Genomic DNA, 19,255 nt, shown 5'->3' with positions numbered 1-19,255 from the left:
GCGGACACGCGGAAGTGGCTCAGTGGTAGAGCATCACCTTGCCAAGGTGAGGGTCGCGGGTTCGAATCCCGTCTTCCGCTCTGATGTCACCCGAGGACGATTAGCTCAGCGGGAGAGCGCTTCCCTGACACGGAAGAGGTCACAGGTTCAATCCCTGTATCGTCCACCACGCTCCATGGCGGGTCAGGTCCGACCTGGTCAAACATGAGACAAAGCCCCAGCTCGCGGCCCACGCCGGGAGTCCGGGGCTTCTTGTTGTTCCCGGTTGATCCCCGTACTTGCCGGCACCGGTGCTGACGTTGTGCTGACCTACGAGCGATACCAGCCCGCCGAAGTCGCTTACCCGCCTCATACCTTCCGCATCGCGTCAAGGATGCCCTGAGCGAGGGGCACGCTGGAAGCGGCGACGAATTTCCGGCGCCGCCCCATGGCCCTCCTGATGTCGGTCACGGTACCGAACCGGTAATCCAGGGGGAGAGGACGGCCCTGGAGATCGAGAACCACCCCTCCGGCGGCGCTGAGGATGTAGTGCCCTGGCGCGAGGTCCCAGACGGCGAAGCCCTTCGCGAACTCGATCATCGCGTCACTGAAGCCTGCGGCGACATGGCACAGACCGATGGACCCGAAGTCCACGCCGAGCCGACCCCGGCGGGCACCGTCCTGAGACGGTTGGCTCAACTCCTCCATCAGGCGAGCCTGCCGGGCGAGCGGCTGGAAACGTTCGGCCGGCTTCATGAAGTAATTCGTGATCAACGACTCTGGCAGCGACGCGAACCGGTTCAGCCGCAACACATGAGGAGTCTTATCTTCCGTGAAGACGAAGGCTTGGTCTTGCCCGGCATTGTCACGGACGGCGAGGTAGATCTGAAGATGGTGGAAAATGTCGCCGACAACCGCCGCGATCGGGCGCGCGAGGCTACGCGAGTAGACCAGGACATGGGTGTAGCCGTACAGAGCGCGGACCGCTAGCTCGCTCGTGTCGAGCGGATCGACCAGAACACACAGGTCCGGGTCCGGATCATCTCCGATGATCTGAGGATCCGCCTCCTCTGAGGCGTAGACGTACGACGGAATGACCTCGGTCAACAGCTCCCGATAGCGGTTGTGCATCCACAGATCGTGTTCCGATAGAAAGTTGTCGGCGTGCCGGTAATTGCGGCTTTCTGAGCGATTACCCGAAAGTGCGGCCTCGACGAGGCGCGGACGAATCTCGCTGATCACCGTAGCGACCAGTTCAGTGAGGCTCTGTGCGATACCTGGTAGAGGGAGCTGGGACATCACGACGTACCTTCGTTCTGTCAGCGTAGTTCTAGAGGTGGCTCAATTCCGGGAGGGCTCATCGTCGCGGCGATGAACACCGCTTTGAAGTCTGCGGCCCGCATGATGCCTGCGCCGGTCAGATCGTCGAAGCCGGCCACTTCAAGATCCCGCCACTTCGTCATGGCACCGAAGACGGCGAAGTAGATTTCCGCACCTGGATAGCGTCTGCGAATCTCTCTTGAGCAACTCCTCAAGGCCCAGGGCATCAAAACATCAATCATTCACCGGGTAAGGCTTCGCCTGTACGGCAAGGAGACGAATCTCTTCCCCCGAACCGATCGGGTCGAGCTGGTCGCCTTCAGCCGTGGAGGCTGGGAGGTGGCCACCGTGATGGTAGGTGAACGCGCCGGCGGCTTCCTGGTCTCTCTTCCCACGGTCGAGGTCGGCTGCCAGCAGGTGAATGGAGACCAGCCGCACGCGGTGGTGGACCTGATCCTCGCCACGCTCCCGAAGGACGCCGGGTGAGGCGGGAGATACCGGAGTCCGACGTGACCGAACTCCCGGACGGCACCTTCGAGGCACACCGCAGGGGCGCTTCCGCGAGCGTCCCCAGTGTGACCGCCCCGACGTTTCGCGCGCTTGAGCTGGAGTGCCTGGCCGCGCGGGTGACGTGGACGCTCACACCGGCCTGGAGGGCAAGATGACCGGCCCCGCGGCGGCCGGCGTCGCCCTTCGCAAGCCCTACGTGACGCCGTACGCCGAGGAGAGCGTGGACCTGCCGGTCACCTTCGAGATGGCGGCCGGGGTGCCCCGGCTGACCTACCCGGACGCGCTTTCGCAGGAGTGGATGTTCGGGGTGCTGTGGGCTCGCTGCGGCACCGCGCGAGCTGGAACGATCCTGTGGTCCAAGATCCATACGCTGCGTCAGCGCCGCTGCATGCTCAAGCGACTGTGCCGGGTGTGCGGCGGGTCAGCCGTGGACCCCGAGACCGGGCGCGTCTGGTGGGTCATGGCCTCCCCGCTGCCCGGTGACCATGCCGAGACGTGGCCTACGGTCGGACCGGCCACGTGCAAGGGGTGCGTCAGCGAGGCCCTGAGCGCCTGCCCGTATCTGCCCATGGAAAGCCCTGCCGTCTACACGGTCGGCGACTGCTCCCCCATCGGAGTCCTGGCTGACATCTACGGCCAGGACGACGACGGCCGGGTGATGGAGACCCGTCATCAGGCCGCCCTCGGCCTGGACGAGTTCCATCTGTTGCATCGGGCGCTGGCCACACAGCTGATCGTCCAGGTCCACGACCTCCAGCCCGTGCCGTATCCGGTGAATCAGGACTGAGGGCACATGATCATCGAAGCGTGCGGGAAAGCCGCCGACGCCATCACCGTGACCATCCTGCCTGCCATCGTGGCCGCCATTGCCGACTCCTTCGTGAGGGACCGGCGCAACGGGGGGCGGCCGTGGCACCGAGACTCCTGGCGCGACTCCTGAGACTCCCCCGATAGGGCAAGCCCTTCCCTGGACGGTCCACACCCGTTGACCGAGCCCTATCGGGGGCTCCACACCGGACAGGCCTCCGCTTCTGTCCGAATACCTCATACTCCCAGGCTGTCACCTGGGCAAACAGCGCGGACAAGCGCCACGGACAACTCGTGACACCCAGATTTCCTCGTCAGTAAGTTTTAAGAAGGTCCACCAGAGCGGTTCCATCCGCGCCACGACCCGCCGGGATCACGGCGGTGGACCTGCTCCGGTCAAAGATCACCTCACTGGCCCCCTTCCCACAGAGAAGGCCGGTGTCGTTGTGTGCCTGGACGAGGCGGCGTCCGATGTGGGTCTTTCCGGCGGTGTCGGCACGCGGGAGTCAGACGGCCGGCCCGCCGACCCGGCTCCTCCCCCTTCCCCGCGACCCCTGCGGGTCGTGTGTGCCATATCCCCGGAGAGAAGTCCCCTGTCTCCGCCATGCCGGCGAGGAGCCGGTGTCATGCGAGTACATCAAGGCGATCACGCCGGTCTGTCCCGCTCCCCGCGACGTCGTGCGTCCCGGCCCGCGGCGGCGGCGGGCTCGGGGAGCCGCGGGTCGCCGGGGCGCCGTACGGGCCGCCCGGGGAGGGCCCGAGTGCCGCCGGGCGGACCGTGCCCCGGGCATGAAATGTGACGGACGCCGACTTTACCCGCGACACTCGCCGCCAAGGAGGCACCATGGAGGGACGCATACCGTAAAACCAATTAATTGCCATGCTTTTCCGAGCACGGCGGAGGAGGCGAGCCTGTGCACCGCGTGGTGGTCGATCCGGAGATACCGGCGGATGTGGCCGGTCTGCTGCGCCGGAACGGGCCCCTGCTCCTCCGCCTCCGCGCGGGCTGGAATCCGGAGCCGGACGGCACCTCGCGGATTCCGGCCGCGCTCCTGGCCGCCTTCGGCGGCACGGCGCTGCTGGGCGTGGGGGCCTCGGCCCTGACCGGCGCCTTCCTGACGCCCCTCCTCGTCCTGCTCAGCGTCTATCTCGTCGTCCTCTCCTGCGTGTACCTCGCCAGGAGACCCCGCCCCGCCGACTCGGCGGAGCGCGTCCTGTACCGGATCTCCCGGCAGTACGCGGGGCGGTACCTGATCATGGAGGACTTCGACTACGGCGCCAGGGACCTGCTCGGCCGGGCCCAGCGGGCGATCGACCACGTCCTGCGTTCCCGGGTCAACGCGGTGGGGATGCTCGACAGCGTGCGCAACGCGGTGATGCTGCCGGCCGAGGAGTGGGAGATCGCCCGCCTGCTGACCAAACTGTCGGCGCTGCGGGCCAGGCACGGCCATCTGGCCCGCGGCGGCAGAACTCCGGAGGTGGCCGCCGCGATGGCGCCGCTGGAGCGGGCGCTCGTCGCCAGCGAGGCCGCCGTCGTGGCCCGGGTGGAGGCCCTGGAACGTTACGCGAGCCACGTGACCCAGGCCGACCGCGCCCTCACCTCCCAGAGCCAGATCGAGGCCCTCAAGGCGCACCTGCCGGAGTACGAGCAGCTCGTCGCCGAGACGGGCGCCGCCCGTTTCCTCACCCCCGAGATCGGTCACCTCAGCGAGGACGCCGTCCACCTGCGGCGTGCGCTGCGCGACAGCGTCCGCTCGGCGCACGAGGCGTTCCAGCACCTGGACGGGCCCTTCCGCCCCGGGCCCTCCCCCCTCCTCTCCGGCCACCCGGACGGGCCTTTCCAGAACTCGGCCGGACACCACTCCCCGCCACCCCCGTCGCCACATTCTTGATCAAAACGCCTGGGTAGTGTCTGGTACATGACGGGACAACCAGTGCTGGTGTACGACGGCGACTGCGGCTTCTGCACCGCGAGCGCCCGGTTCGCCGAGCGGCGGATCGGCGTGCGGGCCCGCTTCACCCCCTGGCAGCTCGCGGACCTGGCCGCGCTCGGCGCCACGCGGGAGCGGGCGGACCGCGAGGTCCTCTGGATCGACCACGGCCGGGTGTACGGCGGGGCGCAGGCGGTCGCCAGGCTGCTCATCGCCGCCGGTCCGCCGTGGAGCCTGCCGGGCCTGCTGCTGCGGACGCCGCCGCTCAGGTGGGTGGCCCACTGGGTCTACCGGCTCGTCTCGGCGAACCGTCACCGCCTCCCCGGCGGCACCCCCGCCTGCTCGCTGCCCGCGGACCGGCGATGAGCGTCCTGCTCACCGGGTTCGAGCCGTTCGACGGCGCCGCGGTCAACCCGTCGTGGGAGGCGGTCAGGCTGGTGCCCGGGGTGCGGGCCGTACAGCTGCCGTGCGTGTTCGGCCAGTCGCTGGAGCGGCTGCGCGCGGCGGTGCTGGAGCACGACCCCGCGGTGATCGTCTGCGTCGGGCAGGCCGGGGGGCGGCCGGACGTCACCGTCGAGCGGGTGGCCGTCAACCTCGACGACGCCCGCATCCCCGACAACGCGGGGCGGCAGCCGATCGACGAGCCGGTGGTGCGCGGCGGCCCCGCCGCCTACTTCGCCACCCTGCCGGTGAAGGCCTGCGTGGCCGCGGCCCGTACGGCCGGGGTTCCGGCGAACGTGTCGCACAGCGCGGGGACGTTCGTCTGCAACCACCTCTTCTACGGCCTCATGCATCTGATCGCCACCGAGTCGCCCGGAGTGCGCGGCGGTTTCGTGCACGTGCCGTTCGCCCCCGAGCAGGTCCTGGGCCGGGGCGAGCCCTCCATGCCGGTCACGATGGTGGCCGGGGCGCTGACCGCGATCGTGACCGCCGCCGTCTCGGTACGGGGCGACCTGCGCCTGGTCGGCGGCTCCCTGCACTGACGGTGAGAACGCCGACGCCGACGCCGACGCCGGCCACGGCCGCTTCCGGGGCCGGGTACTACAGCGGCACGCCGTACACGGTGCGGCGGCCGACGAACTCGGTGACGCTCCAGACCATGCCCCTGTCGCGGACGCAGGTGAGGTCCTCGGGGCCGACCGGGTAGGGCCGCCTGCTCACCGCGTCGCCGACCACGACCAGGGTGCCGTTCCTGGCCGCCCCCGCCCCCTGGCTGAGGTACCAGACGCCGCCGTGGGAGAGCGCGCCCTGGATCCTGGCCTCGGGCAGGTGGTGGACGTCCAGGGCGCCGGCGACACCGTCGGCGCCGGCGCTCAGGGAGCCGTCGGGGTTCAGCGCCCAGCGGGCCACCCTGCCGGACGGCCCGGAGGCCTCCACATACTCGCCGGAGACGAGCGTGCCGGGGTCGGTGCTCCGGTCGACGGCGGCGAAGGAGAAACGCGCGGTCCCGCCGGTCGAGGTCCAGGCCCCGGTCTGCGGCATGACGTAGCGGTAGCCGAAGGCGTTGTACACCCGGCCCCTCCTGCCGATCGCGGTCCTGTCCTCCCCGTTCACCTCCAGGATGTGCCGGGTGTCGAACACCCGCAGCCCCAGCCGGGTGTCCGCGACGTACAGCAGGTCGCCGTACCAGGCGACGCCACCCGCGTGGATGTCGACCGGGGAGACGTCTCCGCCCGGGTCGGCCACCACCAGCAGGACATGGCGGTAGCGGAGCGTCGCCGTGTTGAGGAAGGACAGGCGCACCCCGCGCTCGATCCCCGTCCGCGGCCGGTGATACCAGCTCACCACGAACGCGCCCCCGCCGATCCCCGCGTCGGAGGCGCAGGTCAGCCCCTGGGGATACCAGTCGGTGACGGCGTTGTCGTCGGCGTCGAAGCAGTACCAGTCCACCGGGCGGGGTCTCATCGTCCCGAAGGCCCCGGCCCCGGCCCCGGTGCCCCCCTTTCTGACCGCCACCCGATTCGCCGTGGCCAGCACGGTGTCGAGGGGCGTCTGCCTGAGCCGTTTCCCCAGGGCCTGGGCACCAGCCACGAGGTCGCCGTCGTTCCGCCTCAGCTCGAACGGTTCCACCTCGGCGGGTGCCATCGCGCTCATGGGGGAGTCTCCTTCTCCGGTCACCGCCCGGACTGACGGAGCAAGATGTGGAGTTTTTGAGTATGCCGGGACTCAGATCCCTTCTGTGACCTTTGGTCAACATGGTTCCCGGTGACCGTCGTTCCCGGAGCCCGGCCGCGCCATCAGCGCGGCCAGGTGTGCACCGGATCGCCGGTCAGCGCCAGTTCCCGGTAGCGGGCCACCATGCGGGCCCGCTCCGCCGGGTCGCCGGCGAGCTCGCCCAGGGCCTCCCGCTGCCAGATCGCCCCCGTACGGCGGAGCCGGACACGCTCCCGGATGATGTCCAGCGCCCACGCGGCCTCGCCCGGATCCACCCCCACCCGTTCGAGCCCGGCCGCGGCCACGGGCAGCAGGTCGAGGGCGAGCCGCGCGGCGGGAACCTCCTCCGGCATGCCCGGCCAGGCCATCGGCGCGTCCAGTCCGTGAATCGCGGCACGGTAGAAGTTGCGGTAGGCGGCGGCGAAGGGGAACTCCTCCACCGGTTCGACCGCCAGGGCCGCGGTGAGCCCGAGCAGGAACGCGCTGTTGGCCGCCATGTCGGCGGCGGTCGGCCCGGCGGGCAGCGAGCGCATCTCCACCCGCAGGTGACCGCCGTCGGCCGGGTCGTAGACCGGCCGGTTCCACTGCCACACCGTGCCCTGGTGCAGCCGGAGCTCGGCCAGCCGAGGGGCTCCCCCCGCCTCCGGATCCTCCTCGGAGGTCATCGGCATGACCGGCTCGTAGTCGCGGACACACGCCTCGAACATCTCCTCGGCCCCGCGCACCCAGCCGGAGCCGAAGGCCACCCGCCGGACCCTGCGGTCACGCCGCTCCACATCCCGGTCGTCGGCCGCCTCCTCGAACAGCGCGATCCTGGTCTCCTCCCACAGCCGCCGTCCCAGGAAGCCCGGCGAATTGCCGCTCACCGCCAGCACCGGGCCGGTGGCCAGCTGGGCGGCGTTGTAGACACCGGCGAAGGTGGCGGGAGCCGTACGGAGATGCACCTGCCACGAGGTGTTGGCACTCTCCAGGATGACCCCCTCGACCTCCAGCTCCAACTGCTCGACCCCCTCGATGCTCACCCGGAACGGCTCGGAGCGCAGCCGCCGCATGCCCCGGCTCAGGGCCCGGTAGCGGCTCTCGTCGCTGAGCGCCTCATGGGTGAAGTCGAACTCGCTCAGGGAGGGCAGGATGCCGATCGCCACCGACTGCCCGCCCTGGGTGGCCGCCGCCGCGTCCACCATGGCCATCGCCTCGCGCAGCTCCCGCAGCAGTGCGGTGAAAGGCCGCCCGGCGAGCGGCAGCGGGGTCAGGTTGATCTCCAGGTTGTAGCGGCCGAGCTCCGGCACCAGCCGGTCGTCGTCGGCCGCGGCGCGCACCTCGTGGTTACGCGGGAGTGGGCGCCCCTCGGGGGTTATCAGAAACAGCTCCAGCTCGGCCCCGATGGTCGCGGGCCCCGCGCCGAAGCCCGGCCGTGCGAGCAGTTCCCGGAGCGTGACGAGCTGGCCCGCCAGCCGCTCCCCGAAGCGGGCGAACTCCGCCTCGGAGAACCGGTCCTTGTCGACTTGCTGGCCCATTGCACCATCCGATCAGTCGGTCCCTCGTGCCCCTCCCCTGTCCCGAGCAGGCGGTTCTAATCGGTCCGCCCCGTAAAAGACGGCGCCAACGCGTACCCGGCCGCGGTCCCGGCGCCCCCGGAGCCCCCCCTGCCTCCCGTGCGACCAGGCCCGGCGAGGGCTGGAGACCACCGTGCCCCACCCATGCCCCGTGCCCGGTCACCGGCGTCACAACCGGCTCACAGGCCACTTCCAAGCGGCGGCTCCCAGACTGTGCGATCCCAGCGAAAAGAGAACGGCCGATGAGGATCGCACCGGTCACCGGAGCGGGGCGGGGCATCGGCCGGGAGATCGCCCGGCAGCTCGCCGAACACGGAATGACCGTGCTGGCCGGGGTCCGCGACGAGAGCCACGCCCCCGAGGGCACCCGCCCGCTGCTGCTCGACGTCACCGGCGAGGCGGCGGTCGCGAACGCGGCCAAGGTCGTCGGGGAGGGGTTCGGGCGGCTCGACGTCCTGGTCAACAACGCCGCGATCTGCGGTGACCTGGGGACGCCCCCGGCGGAGGTGACGGCCGAGCACATGCGGGCCACCTACGAGGTCGGCGTGTTCGGGGTCGTCGCGGTCACCCACGCGATGCTCCCGCTGCTGCGGGCCTCCGGCCAGGCCAGGGTCGTCAACATGACGACCCGGCTGGCCTCGCTCGCCCTCACCTCGGCCGGGGACGGCGTCAACGCCGAGTGGGCGATGCCGGCCTACAACTCCGCCAAGAGCGCGCTCAACGCGATCACCGTGCTCTACGCCAACGAGCTGGACGGGTCCGGGATCCTGGTCGACGCCGTCGACCCCGGCCACTGCGCCACCGACCTGACCGGCCACACCGGGACCCGCACGGCGGCCCGGGGCGCGGCGGTGGCCGTACGGATGGCGACCCTCGACGCCGGAGGGCCGACCGGCACCTTCAGCTCGGAGGAGGACCGCTCCCCTGGTAGCCGGACCCCGGGTCTCGGTCATGATGATCGAAAAGTTGCCCGCGGAATGCGCGCCCGCGGCGTCCCCCGTGCGCGGCCGACACTCACGGCCCGGCGGACGGCCCACCGGACGGTGAAGGATGTCGGCCCGGTACGGCCCAGCGGATGGCGAGGGATGTCATCCTGTGGGCAGAAAGTGGCGAATGGAGCATAAATCACGGATTATGATCAAGGTTCAGGATCTACACCTATTGACCGGGTATGGCCGCCTAGGTTGTAGTGATCCAACACGTACTTCCCGCCAAGGAGAGCAGCCGTGACGGACAACTCGTTGCCCCCGGTCGAGTCACACAAGATCGACATCACGGTGTCCCACTCTCCCCGGATCTGGAACTACTGGCTGGGCGGGAAGGACCACTATCAGGTGGACCGCGAGGTCGGCGATCAGTTCCAGGGGGTCTTCCCGGACATCGTGGAGATCGCCCGCAGCTCACGAGGATTCCTCTCACGCGCGGTGGAACACCTGGCCGGCGAGGCCGGGATCCGCCAGTTCCTGGACATCGGCACCGGGCTCCCCACCGTGGACAACACCCACGAGGTCGCCCAGCGGGTGGCCCCGGAATCGCGGATCGCCTACGTCGACAACGACCCCGTGGTGCTGGCGCACGCCCGCGCCCTGCTCATCAGCAGTCCCGAGGGCGTCACCGAGTACATCGACGCCGACCTGCGCGACCCCGCGAGGATCCTGGAGGCGGCCGGCCGGACCACCCTGGACCTCAGCCGTCCCGTGGGGCTGATGCTGCTGAACATCCTGGGCCACATCCCCGACTTCGACGAGGCGCGGTCGATCGTGGGGCAGCTGGTGGACGCGCTCCCCTCGGGCAGCTACCTGGCGATCGCCGACGGCACCAACGTCGTCCACGGCAAGGAGTTCGACGAGGCCATCGCCATCTGGAACGCCAGTGGATCGGTCCCGTACACCCTGCGCAAGCCCGAGCAGATCACTCGCTTCTTCGACGGCCTGGAGCTCCTGGAACCGGGCGTGGTCTCCTGCCCGTACTGGCGGCCCGACCCCGCCGACCTCGGTTTCTGCCGCGAGGTGGACGAGTTCTGCGGCGTCGGCCGGAAGCCCTGACGGCGAGCCTGGCCCCCGGGGCCAACCGGTCGCTCCCTCTTGAGGGAGCACCGGGCCGCCGGTCGGCCACGGTGGCCCACCGGGTGGCCGTCCGGCCGGGGACGCGCAACCGGCCGGTCGGCCACGGACGTCCGGGCCGGACACCGGCCTCAACACCGGAACCGCCGACCATACTGCCGCCTGCTCTCCCGGATCTTCCCCAACCGGGACGACTACGTGCCGGCCACCAAGGTCTGCCTGCCCATGGGCGAGGGGGCAACGACCGCGGCCTGTGCCGCAAGCACATCCGCTCCTCGATGGACAACTTGGCGAGGACCTTCACCGCAGGGTCAAGCCCAGCAGAGCCGAGGACCGTGTCAAGGCCGCCGTCGAACGCCGCGCCGGTTCGTCCACGCCTCGTCACGCCGTAGAAGATTTGCGATCAGGTCACGAAGGCGGCCAAGTGGCCTCGCCTTGACTAGCCTCACCGGCATGCCCCTTGCCTCGATTCCCAGCCCTTCCCAAGGGGTCTGGTATCTCGGATTCATCCCGATCCGGGCCTACGCACTGTGCTTCATCCTCGCGATCGGCTTCGGCATCTGGCTGAGTGAGCGCCGCTGGCGGGCCCGCGGCGGTGAGAAGGGCACGATCAGCGACATCGCGGCCCCCGCTGTGATCTTCGGCCTGATCGGCGCCCGCCTCTACCACGTCATCACCGACTGGCAGACCTACTTCGGCCCACGCGCGATCAAGGAGCCGTACCAGGCGCTGTTCGTCTGGGAAGGCGGGCTCAGCATCTGGGGCGCGGTCGCCCTGGGGGGCGTGGGTGTCTGGCTGGCCTGCCGCCGCCGGGGGCAGCCCCTGGGCGCCGTGGCCGACACGGTCGCGCCCAGCATCGCGTTCGGGCAGGCGATCGCCCGCTGGGGCAACTGGTTCAACCAGGAGCTGTACGGCGGTCCGACCACGTTGCCGTGGGGCCTAGAGATCGACCGAGCGCACGGCGGCGTGCCAGGCGTGCTTTACCATCCGACGTTCCTGTACGAGTCGCTGTGGGACGCGGCGCTCGGTTTCGGGCTGATCCTGGCCGGCAGGCGGTTCACGCTGCGCCACGGCCGCCTGTTCGCCCTCTACGTCGCCGGCTACACGTTCGGGCGGTTCTGGATCGAGGGGCTGCGGATCGACCCGGTGGGCGGAGTGGACCACGCGGTGACGTTCCTGGGACTGCGGATCAACCAGTGGACCTCGATCGTGCTGTTCATCGGCGCGCTGGTCCATCTCTGGGTGACTCGCGGCAAGGACACCGAACAGGTCGTGGTTCCGGTCTCACACAACAACGCCTCGCACGAGGAGAACGGCGGGCAGGCCCCAGATCCGATCGAGAGCACCTGACGCGACCAGCATGCCGTAAGACTCCCGAATGCCGTTGCGGCAAGTGCGTACTTCAGGTACTTTTCACACAGAAAAGAAGATTACAGATAGCCGGTATAACGACAAAAAGCGATTCACTTCACGTGGCCTGTTCTCCCAGGCCGCCTGATCCCCCGCCAGCCATCACGGCGACCAAGCCCCGTTAAACTGCCGATTCACTCCGGGGCACACCATTTCACCCGCCCGCCGAAGACTTGAGGCCGCAGCCCAAGGGCCGATTCGGCGAGGTCCTTCATACGGGGTTGTAAGGCGATCCACCTGCGGCTCTCAGGCCGGTCGCGGCCACGCCACCCACGCGCCGACTGCCAACGATGCGGAGCACAACCACGAGGCGTCACAAGCCTTATGGGGATGTTTGTATGCCGTGACGGCCCCTGCGGTCCAGACGTTTTCTCTCACCGGACGAGCCGCGCGGCAGACTTAAGTTCCGATGCTGTTTTGCTGGAAACCAACCCGCTTCGACGGCCAGTGAGGTAATCGAGAGGTAACAGTCGGCGATGCCGGGGGCAGGGGTAGCGGAAGGGCAAGGGACGGATGCTGAGCGAGGCGTTGACGGCACTGGCGGGGGCCGCCGGTACGGGGCTGGTGGCGGCGATGACCACCGATGCGTGGATCGAGGTGAAGACACGCTTCGGCAGGCTGCTGGGACGGGGGGACTCCGAGCGGCAGGCCCGGCAGGAGGCCCGGCTGGAGCGCGGCCGCCAGGAGCTGACCTCGGCCGCCGCCGATCAGGTAGAGCAGGTCAAAGCCGGGCAGGAGGCGGCGTGGCGGACCCGGTTCGCCGACCTGCTGGAGGAGGAACCGGAGCGGGAGACACAGTTGCGGGCGGTGCTGGACTTCATCGCCCGGCGGGTGCCCGCGGTGGCCTCCGGCGCGGTTCAGGTCAACGCCCAGGCGTCCGGCCACGCTCAGCAGGCGGTGCAGGGTCAAGGGGTGCAGACCAACACCTTCGGCTTCCCGCGGTGACCGCCGTCCCATCGCCCAAGCCGGACCCGCCCGCGAAGCCGGAGGCGAACCCGGCGATGTACGCCCGTGCCCACGACCGTTCGCAGATGGCTGTCCAGGGCAGTGGTGTGCAGCACAACCACTTCTACGACCGGTGGGCCTCGGCCGCGATCCCGGTTTCCCTGGAGCTTCCTGTCGGACGACGGAACGTCCGGTTTCCGCTGCGCGGCCGCGACGAGGTGCTGGCCGTTCTGGAAGAGGCCTTGGCCGATCCGGGCGCGCACGGGTCGGTGCACGTTCTGCACGGTCTGGGCGGGTGCGGCAAAAGCAGCGTGGCGCTTGAGGCCGCCTGCGGGGCGAAGGCAAGGGGCGTCGAGGTGTGGTGGATGAGCGCCAACGACACCTCCCGGCTGACCGTGGGCATGCACGCCCTGGCCCACCGCGTCGGGGTGTCCGTCGAAGCCATCACCGTCGGGAACGGACCCGACCTGCTCTGGTCCCACCTGGCCGGGCGGGACCGGCCGTGGCTGCTGGTGGTCGACAACGCAGACGAGCCCGGCGTGCTCGACATCGGTGAGCACACCGTCGCCGAGGGGACGGGCTGGGTCAGGCCGGTCACCGGGACGCCCGGCCTGACAGTGATCACCGGCCGCGACGGCCGCCCCCGCCGCTGGGGGCCATCTGCCCGTCTGCACTCCATCCCCCAGCTGACGGTCCAGGACGCGGCGCAGGTCTTGCGCGACCACGCCGGAGCCGAGGCGGGCACCTTGCGGGACGCGGCGGAGCTGGCCCGCCTGCTGGGGTGCCTGCCGCTGGGGCTGCGGCTGGTGGGCGCCTACCTGGCCGCCGTCCGCACAGTGCCGGAGGCCTTCCTGGCCGGAGGCGAGGGCGATGTTCCGCCGCCGCGCTCGTTCGCCGGCTACCGCCAGGCGCTCCTCACCCACCGCCCCCACCTGTGGGGGATCACAGCGGATCATCTGACCCAGGACGACGCCCGCACGATCATCGAATGGCCGTGGGAGCACAGCCTTGACCAGCTGACCCGGGCCGGACGCCGCCACGCCCGCCCGCTGCTGCGGCTACTGGCGAACCTGGCCGACTCCCCCATTCCCTACGAACTCCTCCTTTCCCCCAGCGAACTGAGCACCTCACCTCTGCTGGCGGGCATCACCGGAGGCGAACTGTGGGAGACCTTGACCGATCTGGCCCGTTTCGGGCTGGTCGACCTCGATCGCCACGCGCGCCCTGCTGTGGCGACCCTGCATCCGCTGGTGCGTGACACCGGCCTGCGGGATCTGTCCAACCATGACCCCGGCCCCGCCGGTTCCGGCTTTCCCACCCTGGCCACCCGGCTGCTTGAGACGGCGGCCGACAGCGAGCAGACCGGCCCGCCCGAAGATCCCCCGGCCTGGCCGCTCTGGCAGGCCCTCACCCCCCATGCCGTACACCTTTTTCAAGTGACCGGCACCGATGCTCGCACTCCCGTGGATGTCCTCACCTCCAGCGCGCACGTCGCCTACCTGGCAATGCGATCCGCGGCCGCCCAGGGGCGGTACGCCCAGGCCGAGCAGGGCTACCGCCAGGTATTGGCGCTCTACGAGCAGGTGCTGGGCGCCGACCACCCACACACGTTGTCCACCCGGTACTCGATCGCACGGACGGTCGGAGGTCAGGGGCGGTTCACCGAGGCCGAGCAGGACTACCGCGAGATACTGACCCTCTACGAACAGGTGCTGGGCCCCGACCACCCGGACACGTTGTCCACCCGGTACTCGATCGCACGGATAGCCGGACTCCAAGGGCGGTGCGCCGAGGCCGAGCAGGACTACCGCGAGATACTGACAATCCGGGAGCGGGTACTGGGCACCCACCACCCGGACACGTTGTCCACCCGGTACTCGATCGCGCAGGCAATCGGAGGTCAAGGGCGGTACGCCGAAGCCGAACAACGCTACCGCGAGATACTGACCCTCTACGAACAGGTGCTGGGCACCCACCACCCACACACATTGGCCACCCGGTACGAGGTGACGCGGATGGCCGGGGAGTTGGGGCGATATGCCGAGGCCGAGCAGGGCTACCGCGAGGTACTGGCGCTCTACGAGCAGGTGCTGGGCGCCGACCACCCACACACATTGGCCACCCGGAGGCAACTAGAGAATGTGCTCCGAAAGTGCGGGAAAAATGCGAAGAATGGATTCAGTCAGGGCTGACGAAAACCTGGGGCCGCGACGATCGCCCACCTCAGCACCGCCACGACGGCCGCGCCCCTTGTGAGCAGTGAGCACGGTGTTTCTCAATTCCTCCCTGCACGATCGATCACTGAAGCCGCGGACCCGGCCACGATCAAAGAGACCCCGGCCCCTTCTGTAAAAGCGCAAGGGACCGGGGCCGGACGGTGCGGCGACGCGGGAAACCAGGGAAGACCGCGCCGCCGCACCCGCCTTCAGGGAGTGCGCCGTGGCCGCGGGGACTCCGGCCGGAGCACCACCGGCACCTCAACGCCCACAGAGGTGATCAGCGAGGCCCCGCCAGGCAGCTCGCAGAAGACCGTCACCTGGCCGCCGGGCCGCTCGGTTCCGCCGGTGAGCGGCAGGTGGTCACCCACCCGCCCCCACACCCACCCCGGCCCCTCCGGAGCCGCCTCCCAGTCCTGCGCCCGCGCCGGAGCCAGCCGGAACGGAACGTTCCGCTCGTAGGCCAGCAGCAGCCCCCACCCGGCGCGCAACCCCCTCGCGAGCCGAACCCGGTCCCCTCCGCCCCGCTCACACCGGCCCTGCGCTCAACTTCGGCGCCGGAGGATGCACCGCACGCAGCCGGGCGTACCGGCGGGCCACCCGCACCGCCGCCTGATCCGGATCTCCACAACGAGCCGAGGCATACGCCGGGCGCCGCTCCTGGGCGAGCCAGCCCGCACACCACCAGTACCGATCGCCGTTGCACCACACGATCAGGCCCGTCCAGACCGACACCAGCGCCAGCCCGTACCCGCCATGAACATCGCAGTCGATCCCGCGCCGGATCAGAGCCACCCGCAGCCGCTCAGCCGCCCGCACCGCCGGACAGTCATACGACGACCCCGGCACCGCCGGACCAGAGGCCCGGGACGGCGGATACGGAGCCGTGCCCGCCCGCTCCCGCTCTCCCCTCACCGCGCCACCCCAAGCGCCCCGGCGATCAGGCCCGCCACCTTCTCCGGCTCCGCCCGCCCGACCTTCTGAAGACCCGGCCCGTTACGCAGGGACAGCAGGTAGGCACCGGAACGCCCCCCGATGGTCACGATGGCCTCAGGCCACCCCTGCGGACCGGTCACCGCCAGCTCCGGCGGGAACCGCTCCAGCCAGAACGACGGCCCGGACGCCGACGCGATTACCGAGGGGGCCCCATCGGTGCATGCTGCCCCACCTTCACGAACGGCCGACAGGCCCAGGCTGATGGTGTGATGACACCGGGAACGGATCCCCCGCTCCCGCAAGAGCCGCTGCACCACCGCCAACGCCTGATCCTGACGCTCCACCTCCCCCTCTCCAAGACGGGGACGGATGGCTTTAAAGTGATCCACGGATCGCACCTCCAGAGTGCGGTCAAGGACCTGCCGGACGATGGCGTCGTTCCGGCAGGTCCGCCGTTACTGCCCTCGCCAACCTCGCGGACAATGCGCCTGGCCCGGCTTCCGCACGATCGGGGATGACGGGGTGCGACGTTTCGCGCCGTACGCGCGTGGTACTGGCATGACCCGGACTTCCCTCCTCGCGGTGGCCTGCTATGGGCGGCGGCTGCACGCCAGGAAGAACCGTAGGTTCGTGCCAAGGGCCGGACCCGTACCGCAGTGAGGGTAAAGAACCCGCACTTTTGTGCGGGTCGGTGCGTCACCGCATCAGGCGATGCCCGCTCGTGTGGCCAGGCCCCGGAGTTGCGGTGTGCTGGCCCGATGCTCGCGCTTGAGGAGCTGAGTCAGCAGGTCACGGGTGCGCCCCCCGTAACGGACGAGTTCGGGGGAGAGTTGTTCGGCCAGGAGGAGCATGTTCACCGACGCGGCGTCCTTGCGCTGAATGGCGTACGCCCGCGCGAGATCCAGGTGGACCTGTGCGCGACGCCCGACCAGGCCCGGGGCCATGACCTCGACATCGAGCGTCTCCGCCTTCGCGATGGCCTGATGTGCGTCTCCCGACTCCACCGCCGCGGACACCTCGTGAATGGTGACGTTGGTCAGCCCGAAAGCGCTCCAGAAGTCGTTGCGATCCCCGCCGAGGCGTTCGGCGACCCGGCGAGCCTGGGTGAGAAAAGCGCCTACGGCCGTCTGGTCATGCTGGGCAGCGGCGGCCGTGACCGCGACCAGGTACAGCCCGCCGAGCATCGACAGCGATCGAGGGTCACCATGGCGGACGGAGCGGTGTAGGGCGTCCGCCACGCGGAGCACGAGCCCAAGCGCCGCGTCCGGCTCACGGAGACGGACGAGCACGTAGCCGAGACGATAGGCGCTCACGGCGGCCAGCAACGGCCGTTCGGCCTCTTCGGCTGCGGCCAGCGATCGGTCAGCGGCCAGCCAGGCGAGGTCGGGTTCTCCGACGCGCCGCAGCGTGGTCGTGGCGCAGTGGTAGGTCAGCGAACGAAGTGTCTGGTAGGTCCGGCGCCGGTGCGCCGGGGCATGGCGGCTGCCAAGTTCGGTCGCCACGATGAGCCCCGGCAGGCGTCTGCCCACCTCGTCATACTGGGTCGCCTGGTAGAGCCGGTTCACCCGGCGGATCTCGTGACGCAGCCAGACGAAGCTCTCCGGTGAGCCCTCCACCTGCCGTGGGTCGATCAGCGAGGACAGGCCGTCGTAACTCATCATGGCGTGACGGATGGCGGACGCTGCCTGGTAGCGCATCGTGGTGTCCGTTTTCGCGGTGGTGAGGTCGTGGGCGGCCAAGCCGAGGATCTCGCCCAGGGCGTTGATCACACTGTGGCTGTCCACCTTGCGTTGCCCGCGCTCGACCTGGCTCAGCCAGCTCTCCGAACGACCGATCAGTCCCGCGAGGACGGCCTGTGACAGGCCACGGCGACGGCGTGCCCGCGCGATCCGCTGACCGATGTCCTTACGGGCATCCACACCATCACCCCTGTGAGTGTCGTCCCCCGACAGCGCTGCGCAGTTCCTGAATGATCTGTTCCCAGGATGGCATGCGGGCATGTGACGGCGCATCGGGATCGAACAGCACCCGGACGCCCATCTCTCGCAGCGTCTCCAGGCTCCGGCCGAAGGCGAGATGCCGAGCCAGCGCGTCTTTCAGCAGAGGGACGGCGACGATGGGAACGCCGAACCCCGTCACCTCACACAGCAGGCCGACCGCGAACGTGTCCGCCAGCCCACCGGCCCACTTGTTGATGGTGTTGAACGTCGCCGGAGCCACCACCACCGCATCGGCCGGTGGCAGCCCCTTCGGCTCACCCGGCATGCGGTACGTGCTGCGCACCCGATCCCCGGTCAGCCGCTCCAACTCGTCGGCATCGACGAAGCGGGTGCCCGTGGGCGTGGTGACCACGTGCACCTGCCAGCCCTCCGCCTGAGCGAGCACCACCAGGCGGGCGAGGTCAGCCGCCGCCGGGGCGGCACACGCGACCACGTACAGCACTCCGCACGTCTCCATACCGCGTGATCCTAATCAGAGCCGGGCGGTCGTCGCGGTCGGGCAAGGGGGCGATGGAACCGGCCGTGATGCCGCCGGCCGAACTCGCCTCGCTCGCCCTTCGGGTGCCTTCGGCATTCCGCCGGCCGCACCACTCCGCCCGGGGACACGTCTCTTCGGTCAGCCAGGTTCCGGCTGCTCTCGTTCACGGGCGATCCGGCGGGCGGTGGTGATGCGTTGCCTGGCGAGTTCGGCCCACAGGGCTTCCCCGTGCCGCAGGCCGTTTCCGGCGTAGCGCCACTGGGACAGTGTGATCGTCTCCTCTCCGTCCAGGGCGGGAAGACCGAGGATCGAGTGGGCTTGCTCAGCCCGGTAGTCGGCGCGTGCCTGTCGTAGGTCGCCCAGGGTGATGGAGTAGTAGCGGCTCTTCCCTGCGGGAGACGGCGGCGTGTCACCGGGTGGGTCCGGCGAGGTGCGGCTAGCGTCGGCCCGCGCAGGTGACGCAGAGAACCGCCCACGGCAGGGCCTCCAGGCGGCCGGGGGCGATGGCGGCGCCGCAGCGGTCGCACAAGCCGTAGGTGTCCTTCTCCAGCTTGACCTGGGCCCGGCGCACGTCGGCGAGCATGGTGCGCAGGCGATCGTGTGAGCCGACCTGGGACATCCTCTCGACGGCGAGGCTCGTCCAGTCGCCCACCCGCTTGCCGAAGGAGATGCCTCCCTGCTCGTCCGGCGAGGCGGAGAGTTCCGCCAGCGTGCCTTCGAGTTCGGCGCGCTTACGTTCCAGTACCACTGCGACTTCGTTCACGGTTACCTCCTTGAGTTCAAGGAGTCGTCGCAACACTGCTGCTCAGGACCGAGTTTAGATGATCGTTGAAAGCTTCGGCCGGAGTTCTCCATCCGAGGCTCTTGCGGGGGCGAGCGTTGAGGGTCGCGGCGATGGCGTCGAGGTCGCTTCGAGCGTGCCTGCTCAAGTCGGTCCCCTTGGGAAAGTA

General features: G+C 69.7%; 22 protein-coding genes, 2 tRNA genes and 2 pseudogenes. 14 read left to right on the top strand and 12 right to left on the bottom strand.

The features are described from left to right. The first annotated feature begins 8 nt into the window (after window positions 1–8). Both ABZ194_RS19355 and ABZ194_RS19350 read left to right on the top strand, forming a co-directional pair. A tRNA-Gly gene (locus tag ABZ194_RS19355) sits at window positions 9–80 on the top strand. Window positions 81–94: 14 nt separating this feature from the next. Beyond that, window positions 95–169, top strand: a tRNA-Val gene (locus ABZ194_RS19350). Window positions 170–348: 179 nt separating this feature from the next. On the opposite strand, the gene ABZ194_RS19345 is transcribed toward ABZ194_RS19350, so the two are convergent. Both ABZ194_RS19345 and ABZ194_RS19340 read right to left on the bottom strand, forming a co-directional pair. After that, window positions 349–1,221 carry an inositol monophosphatase family protein gene (locus ABZ194_RS19345; protein ID WP_355598041.1) on the bottom strand — a complete coding sequence of 291 codons (873 nt, stop codon included), beginning with the start codon at window positions 1,219–1,221 and terminating at the stop codon, window positions 349–351. Between the two features lie 77 nt (window positions 1,222–1,298). Then, entirely contained in the window at window positions 1,299–1,541 is a 243-nt protein-coding gene (locus ABZ194_RS19340; protein WP_355598039.1) for a hypothetical protein, read from the bottom strand. Window positions 1,542–1,638: 97 nt separating this feature from the next. Here ABZ194_RS19340 and ABZ194_RS19335 point away from each other — a divergent pair, with 97 nt between their 5' ends. The 7 genes from ABZ194_RS19335 (at window position 1,639) to pcp (ending at window position 5,530) form a co-directional block, all read left to right on the top strand. After that, a complete protein-coding gene (locus tag ABZ194_RS19335) occupies window positions 1,639–1,785 on the top strand; it encodes a hypothetical protein (protein ID WP_355598037.1) in 147 nt (48 codons plus the stop codon). Window positions 1,786–1,808: 23 nt separating this feature from the next. Continuing rightward, a complete protein-coding gene (locus ABZ194_RS19330) occupies window positions 1,809–1,964 on the top strand; it encodes a hypothetical protein (RefSeq protein ID WP_355598035.1) in 156 nt (51 codons plus the stop codon). Next, on the top strand, window positions 1,931–2,596 hold the full coding sequence (locus ABZ194_RS19325; protein ID WP_355598033.1) for a hypothetical protein: 666 nt from the start codon (window positions 1,931–1,933) through the stop codon (window positions 2,594–2,596). Before ABZ194_RS19330 ends, ABZ194_RS19325 begins: the two co-directional genes overlap by 34 nt. Before the next feature lie 6 nt (window positions 2,597–2,602). Further along, window positions 2,603–2,749 (top strand): hypothetical protein, encoded by a 147-nt coding sequence (locus tag ABZ194_RS19320; RefSeq protein WP_355598031.1) that lies wholly within the window; start codon window positions 2,603–2,605, stop codon window positions 2,747–2,749. A gap of 781 nt (window positions 2,750–3,530) precedes the next feature. Further along, window positions 3,531–4,508 (top strand): hypothetical protein, encoded by a 978-nt coding sequence (locus ABZ194_RS19315; protein WP_355598029.1) that lies wholly within the window; start codon window positions 3,531–3,533, stop codon window positions 4,506–4,508. A gap of 27 nt (window positions 4,509–4,535) precedes the next feature. After that, window positions 4,536–4,913, top strand: coding sequence for a DUF393 domain-containing protein (locus tag ABZ194_RS19310; RefSeq protein ID WP_355598027.1), 378 nt, complete (start codon window positions 4,536–4,538; stop codon window positions 4,911–4,913). Further along, a complete protein-coding gene (gene pcp / locus ABZ194_RS19305) occupies window positions 4,910–5,530 on the top strand; it encodes a pyroglutamyl-peptidase I (RefSeq protein ID WP_355598025.1) in 621 nt (206 codons plus the stop codon). The genes ABZ194_RS19310 and pcp overlap by 4 nt, the downstream gene beginning before the upstream one ends. A 58-nt stretch (window positions 5,531–5,588) precedes the next feature. Here the strand turns inward: pcp and ABZ194_RS19300 are convergent, their stop codons facing one another. Then, the gene (locus tag ABZ194_RS19300) at window positions 5,589–6,641 is read right to left on the bottom strand and encodes a hypothetical protein (protein WP_355598023.1); all 1,053 of its coding nucleotides are present in this window, start codon (window positions 6,639–6,641) and stop codon (window positions 5,589–5,591) included. 143 nt (window positions 6,642–6,784) lie between these two features. After that, on the bottom strand, window positions 6,785–8,218 hold the full coding sequence (locus ABZ194_RS19295; RefSeq protein WP_355598021.1) for a glutamate--cysteine ligase: 1,434 nt from the start codon (window positions 8,216–8,218) through the stop codon (window positions 6,785–6,787). Window positions 8,219–8,499: 281 nt separating this feature from the next. On the opposite strand from ABZ194_RS19295, the gene ABZ194_RS19290 reads away from it, so the two are divergent. From ABZ194_RS19290 to ABZ194_RS19270, 5 genes are all read left to right on the top strand, one after another. Further along, entirely contained in the window at window positions 8,500–9,381 is an 882-nt protein-coding gene (locus tag ABZ194_RS19290) for an SDR family NAD(P)-dependent oxidoreductase (RefSeq protein ID WP_355598019.1), read from the top strand. Between the two features lie 102 nt (window positions 9,382–9,483). After that, a complete protein-coding gene (locus tag ABZ194_RS19285; protein ID WP_355598017.1) occupies window positions 9,484–10,302 on the top strand; it encodes an SAM-dependent methyltransferase in 819 nt (272 codons plus the stop codon). Window positions 10,303–10,773: 471 nt separating this feature from the next. Beyond that, entirely contained in the window at window positions 10,774–11,670 is an 897-nt protein-coding gene (gene lgt / locus ABZ194_RS19280; RefSeq protein WP_355598015.1) for a prolipoprotein diacylglyceryl transferase, read from the top strand. A 573-nt stretch (window positions 11,671–12,243) separates the two neighbouring features. Further along, a complete protein-coding gene (locus ABZ194_RS19275) occupies window positions 12,244–12,675 on the top strand; it encodes a hypothetical protein (protein WP_355598013.1) in 432 nt (143 codons plus the stop codon). Beyond that, window positions 12,672–14,867 carry a tetratricopeptide repeat-containing protein gene (locus ABZ194_RS19270; protein ID WP_355598011.1) on the top strand — a complete coding sequence of 732 codons (2,196 nt, stop codon included), beginning with the start codon at window positions 12,672–12,674 and terminating at the stop codon, window positions 14,865–14,867. The genes ABZ194_RS19275 and ABZ194_RS19270 overlap by 4 nt, the downstream gene beginning before the upstream one ends. 233 nt (window positions 14,868–15,100) lie before the next feature. Here the strand turns inward: ABZ194_RS19270 and ABZ194_RS19265 are convergent, their stop codons facing one another. From ABZ194_RS19265 to ABZ194_RS19230, 8 genes and pseudogenes are all read right to left on the bottom strand, one after another. Beyond that, on the bottom strand, window positions 15,101–15,382 hold the full coding sequence (locus tag ABZ194_RS19265; protein ID WP_355598009.1) for a hypothetical protein: 282 nt from the start codon (window positions 15,380–15,382) through the stop codon (window positions 15,101–15,103). A 37-nt stretch (window positions 15,383–15,419) separates the two neighbouring features. Beyond that, window positions 15,420–15,710 (bottom strand): hypothetical protein, encoded by a 291-nt coding sequence (locus ABZ194_RS19260; protein ID WP_355598007.1) that lies wholly within the window; start codon window positions 15,708–15,710, stop codon window positions 15,420–15,422. A 92-nt stretch (window positions 15,711–15,802) separates the two neighbouring features. Further along, window positions 15,803–16,171, bottom strand: a complete 369-nt coding sequence (locus tag ABZ194_RS19255; protein WP_355598006.1) for a hypothetical protein — start codon at window positions 16,169–16,171, stop codon at window positions 15,803–15,805. Window positions 16,172–16,531: 360 nt separating this feature from the next. Continuing rightward, entirely contained in the window at window positions 16,532–17,746 is a 1,215-nt protein-coding gene (locus ABZ194_RS19250; protein ID WP_355598004.1) for a helix-turn-helix transcriptional regulator, read from the bottom strand. Between the two features lie 4 nt (window positions 17,747–17,750). Next, window positions 17,751–18,269: a flavoprotein gene (locus ABZ194_RS19245; RefSeq protein ID WP_229855636.1), complete on the bottom strand. Its 519-nt coding sequence runs from the start codon at window positions 18,267–18,269 to the stop codon at window positions 17,751–17,753. A 174-nt stretch (window positions 18,270–18,443) separates the two neighbouring features. Then, window positions 18,444–18,680, bottom strand: a pseudogene (locus ABZ194_RS19240) (replication initiation protein); the annotation flags it as partial. Between the two features lie 61 nt (window positions 18,681–18,741). Further along, window positions 18,742–19,068 carry a TraR/DksA family transcriptional regulator gene (locus ABZ194_RS19235; protein WP_355598001.1) on the bottom strand — a complete coding sequence of 109 codons (327 nt, stop codon included), beginning with the start codon at window positions 19,066–19,068 and terminating at the stop codon, window positions 18,742–18,744. A gap of 16 nt (window positions 19,069–19,084) precedes the next feature. After that, window positions 19,085–19,255 (bottom strand): annotated as a pseudogene (locus ABZ194_RS19230) (IS30 family transposase); the annotation flags it as partial.

Origin of the sequence: Streptosporangium sp. NPDC006007 (genome assembly GCF_040614315.1) — a bacterium.
Classification (GTDB): domain Bacteria; phylum Actinomycetota; class Actinomycetes; order Streptosporangiales; family Streptosporangiaceae; genus Streptosporangium.
The sequence above is the reverse complement of the archived record's forward strand: the minus strand, read 5'-3'. Positions and strand labels throughout refer to the sequence as shown.

Bases quoted from the DNA above. Each gene is read 5' to 3' on its own strand.
- ABZ194_RS19340 (WP_355598039.1), bottom strand. From the start codon at position 1,541: ATGATTGATGTTTTGATGCCCTGGGCCTTGAGGAGTTGCTCAAGAGAG.
- ABZ194_RS19320 (WP_355598031.1), top strand. From the start codon at position 2,603: ATGATCATCGAAGCGTGCGGGAAAGCCGCCGACGCCATCACCGTGACC.
- ABZ194_RS19310 (WP_355598027.1), top strand. From the start codon at position 4,536: ATGACGGGACAACCAGTGCTGGTGTACGACGGCGACTGCGGCTTCTGC.
- pcp (WP_355598025.1), top strand. From the start codon at position 4,910: ATGAGCGTCCTGCTCACCGGGTTCGAGCCGTTCGACGGCGCCGCGGTC.
- ABZ194_RS19300 (WP_355598023.1), bottom strand. From the start codon at position 6,641: ATGAGCGCGATGGCACCCGCCGAGGTGGAACCGTTCGAGCTGAGGCGG.
- ABZ194_RS19295 (WP_355598021.1), bottom strand. From the start codon at position 8,218: ATGGGCCAGCAAGTCGACAAGGACCGGTTCTCCGAGGCGGAGTTCGCC.
- ABZ194_RS19290 (WP_355598019.1), top strand. From the start codon at position 8,500: ATGAGGATCGCACCGGTCACCGGAGCGGGGCGGGGCATCGGCCGGGAG.
- lgt (WP_355598015.1), top strand. From the start codon at position 10,774: ATGCCCCTTGCCTCGATTCCCAGCCCTTCCCAAGGGGTCTGGTATCTC.
- ABZ194_RS19275 (WP_355598013.1), top strand. From the start codon at position 12,244: ATGCTGAGCGAGGCGTTGACGGCACTGGCGGGGGCCGCCGGTACGGGG.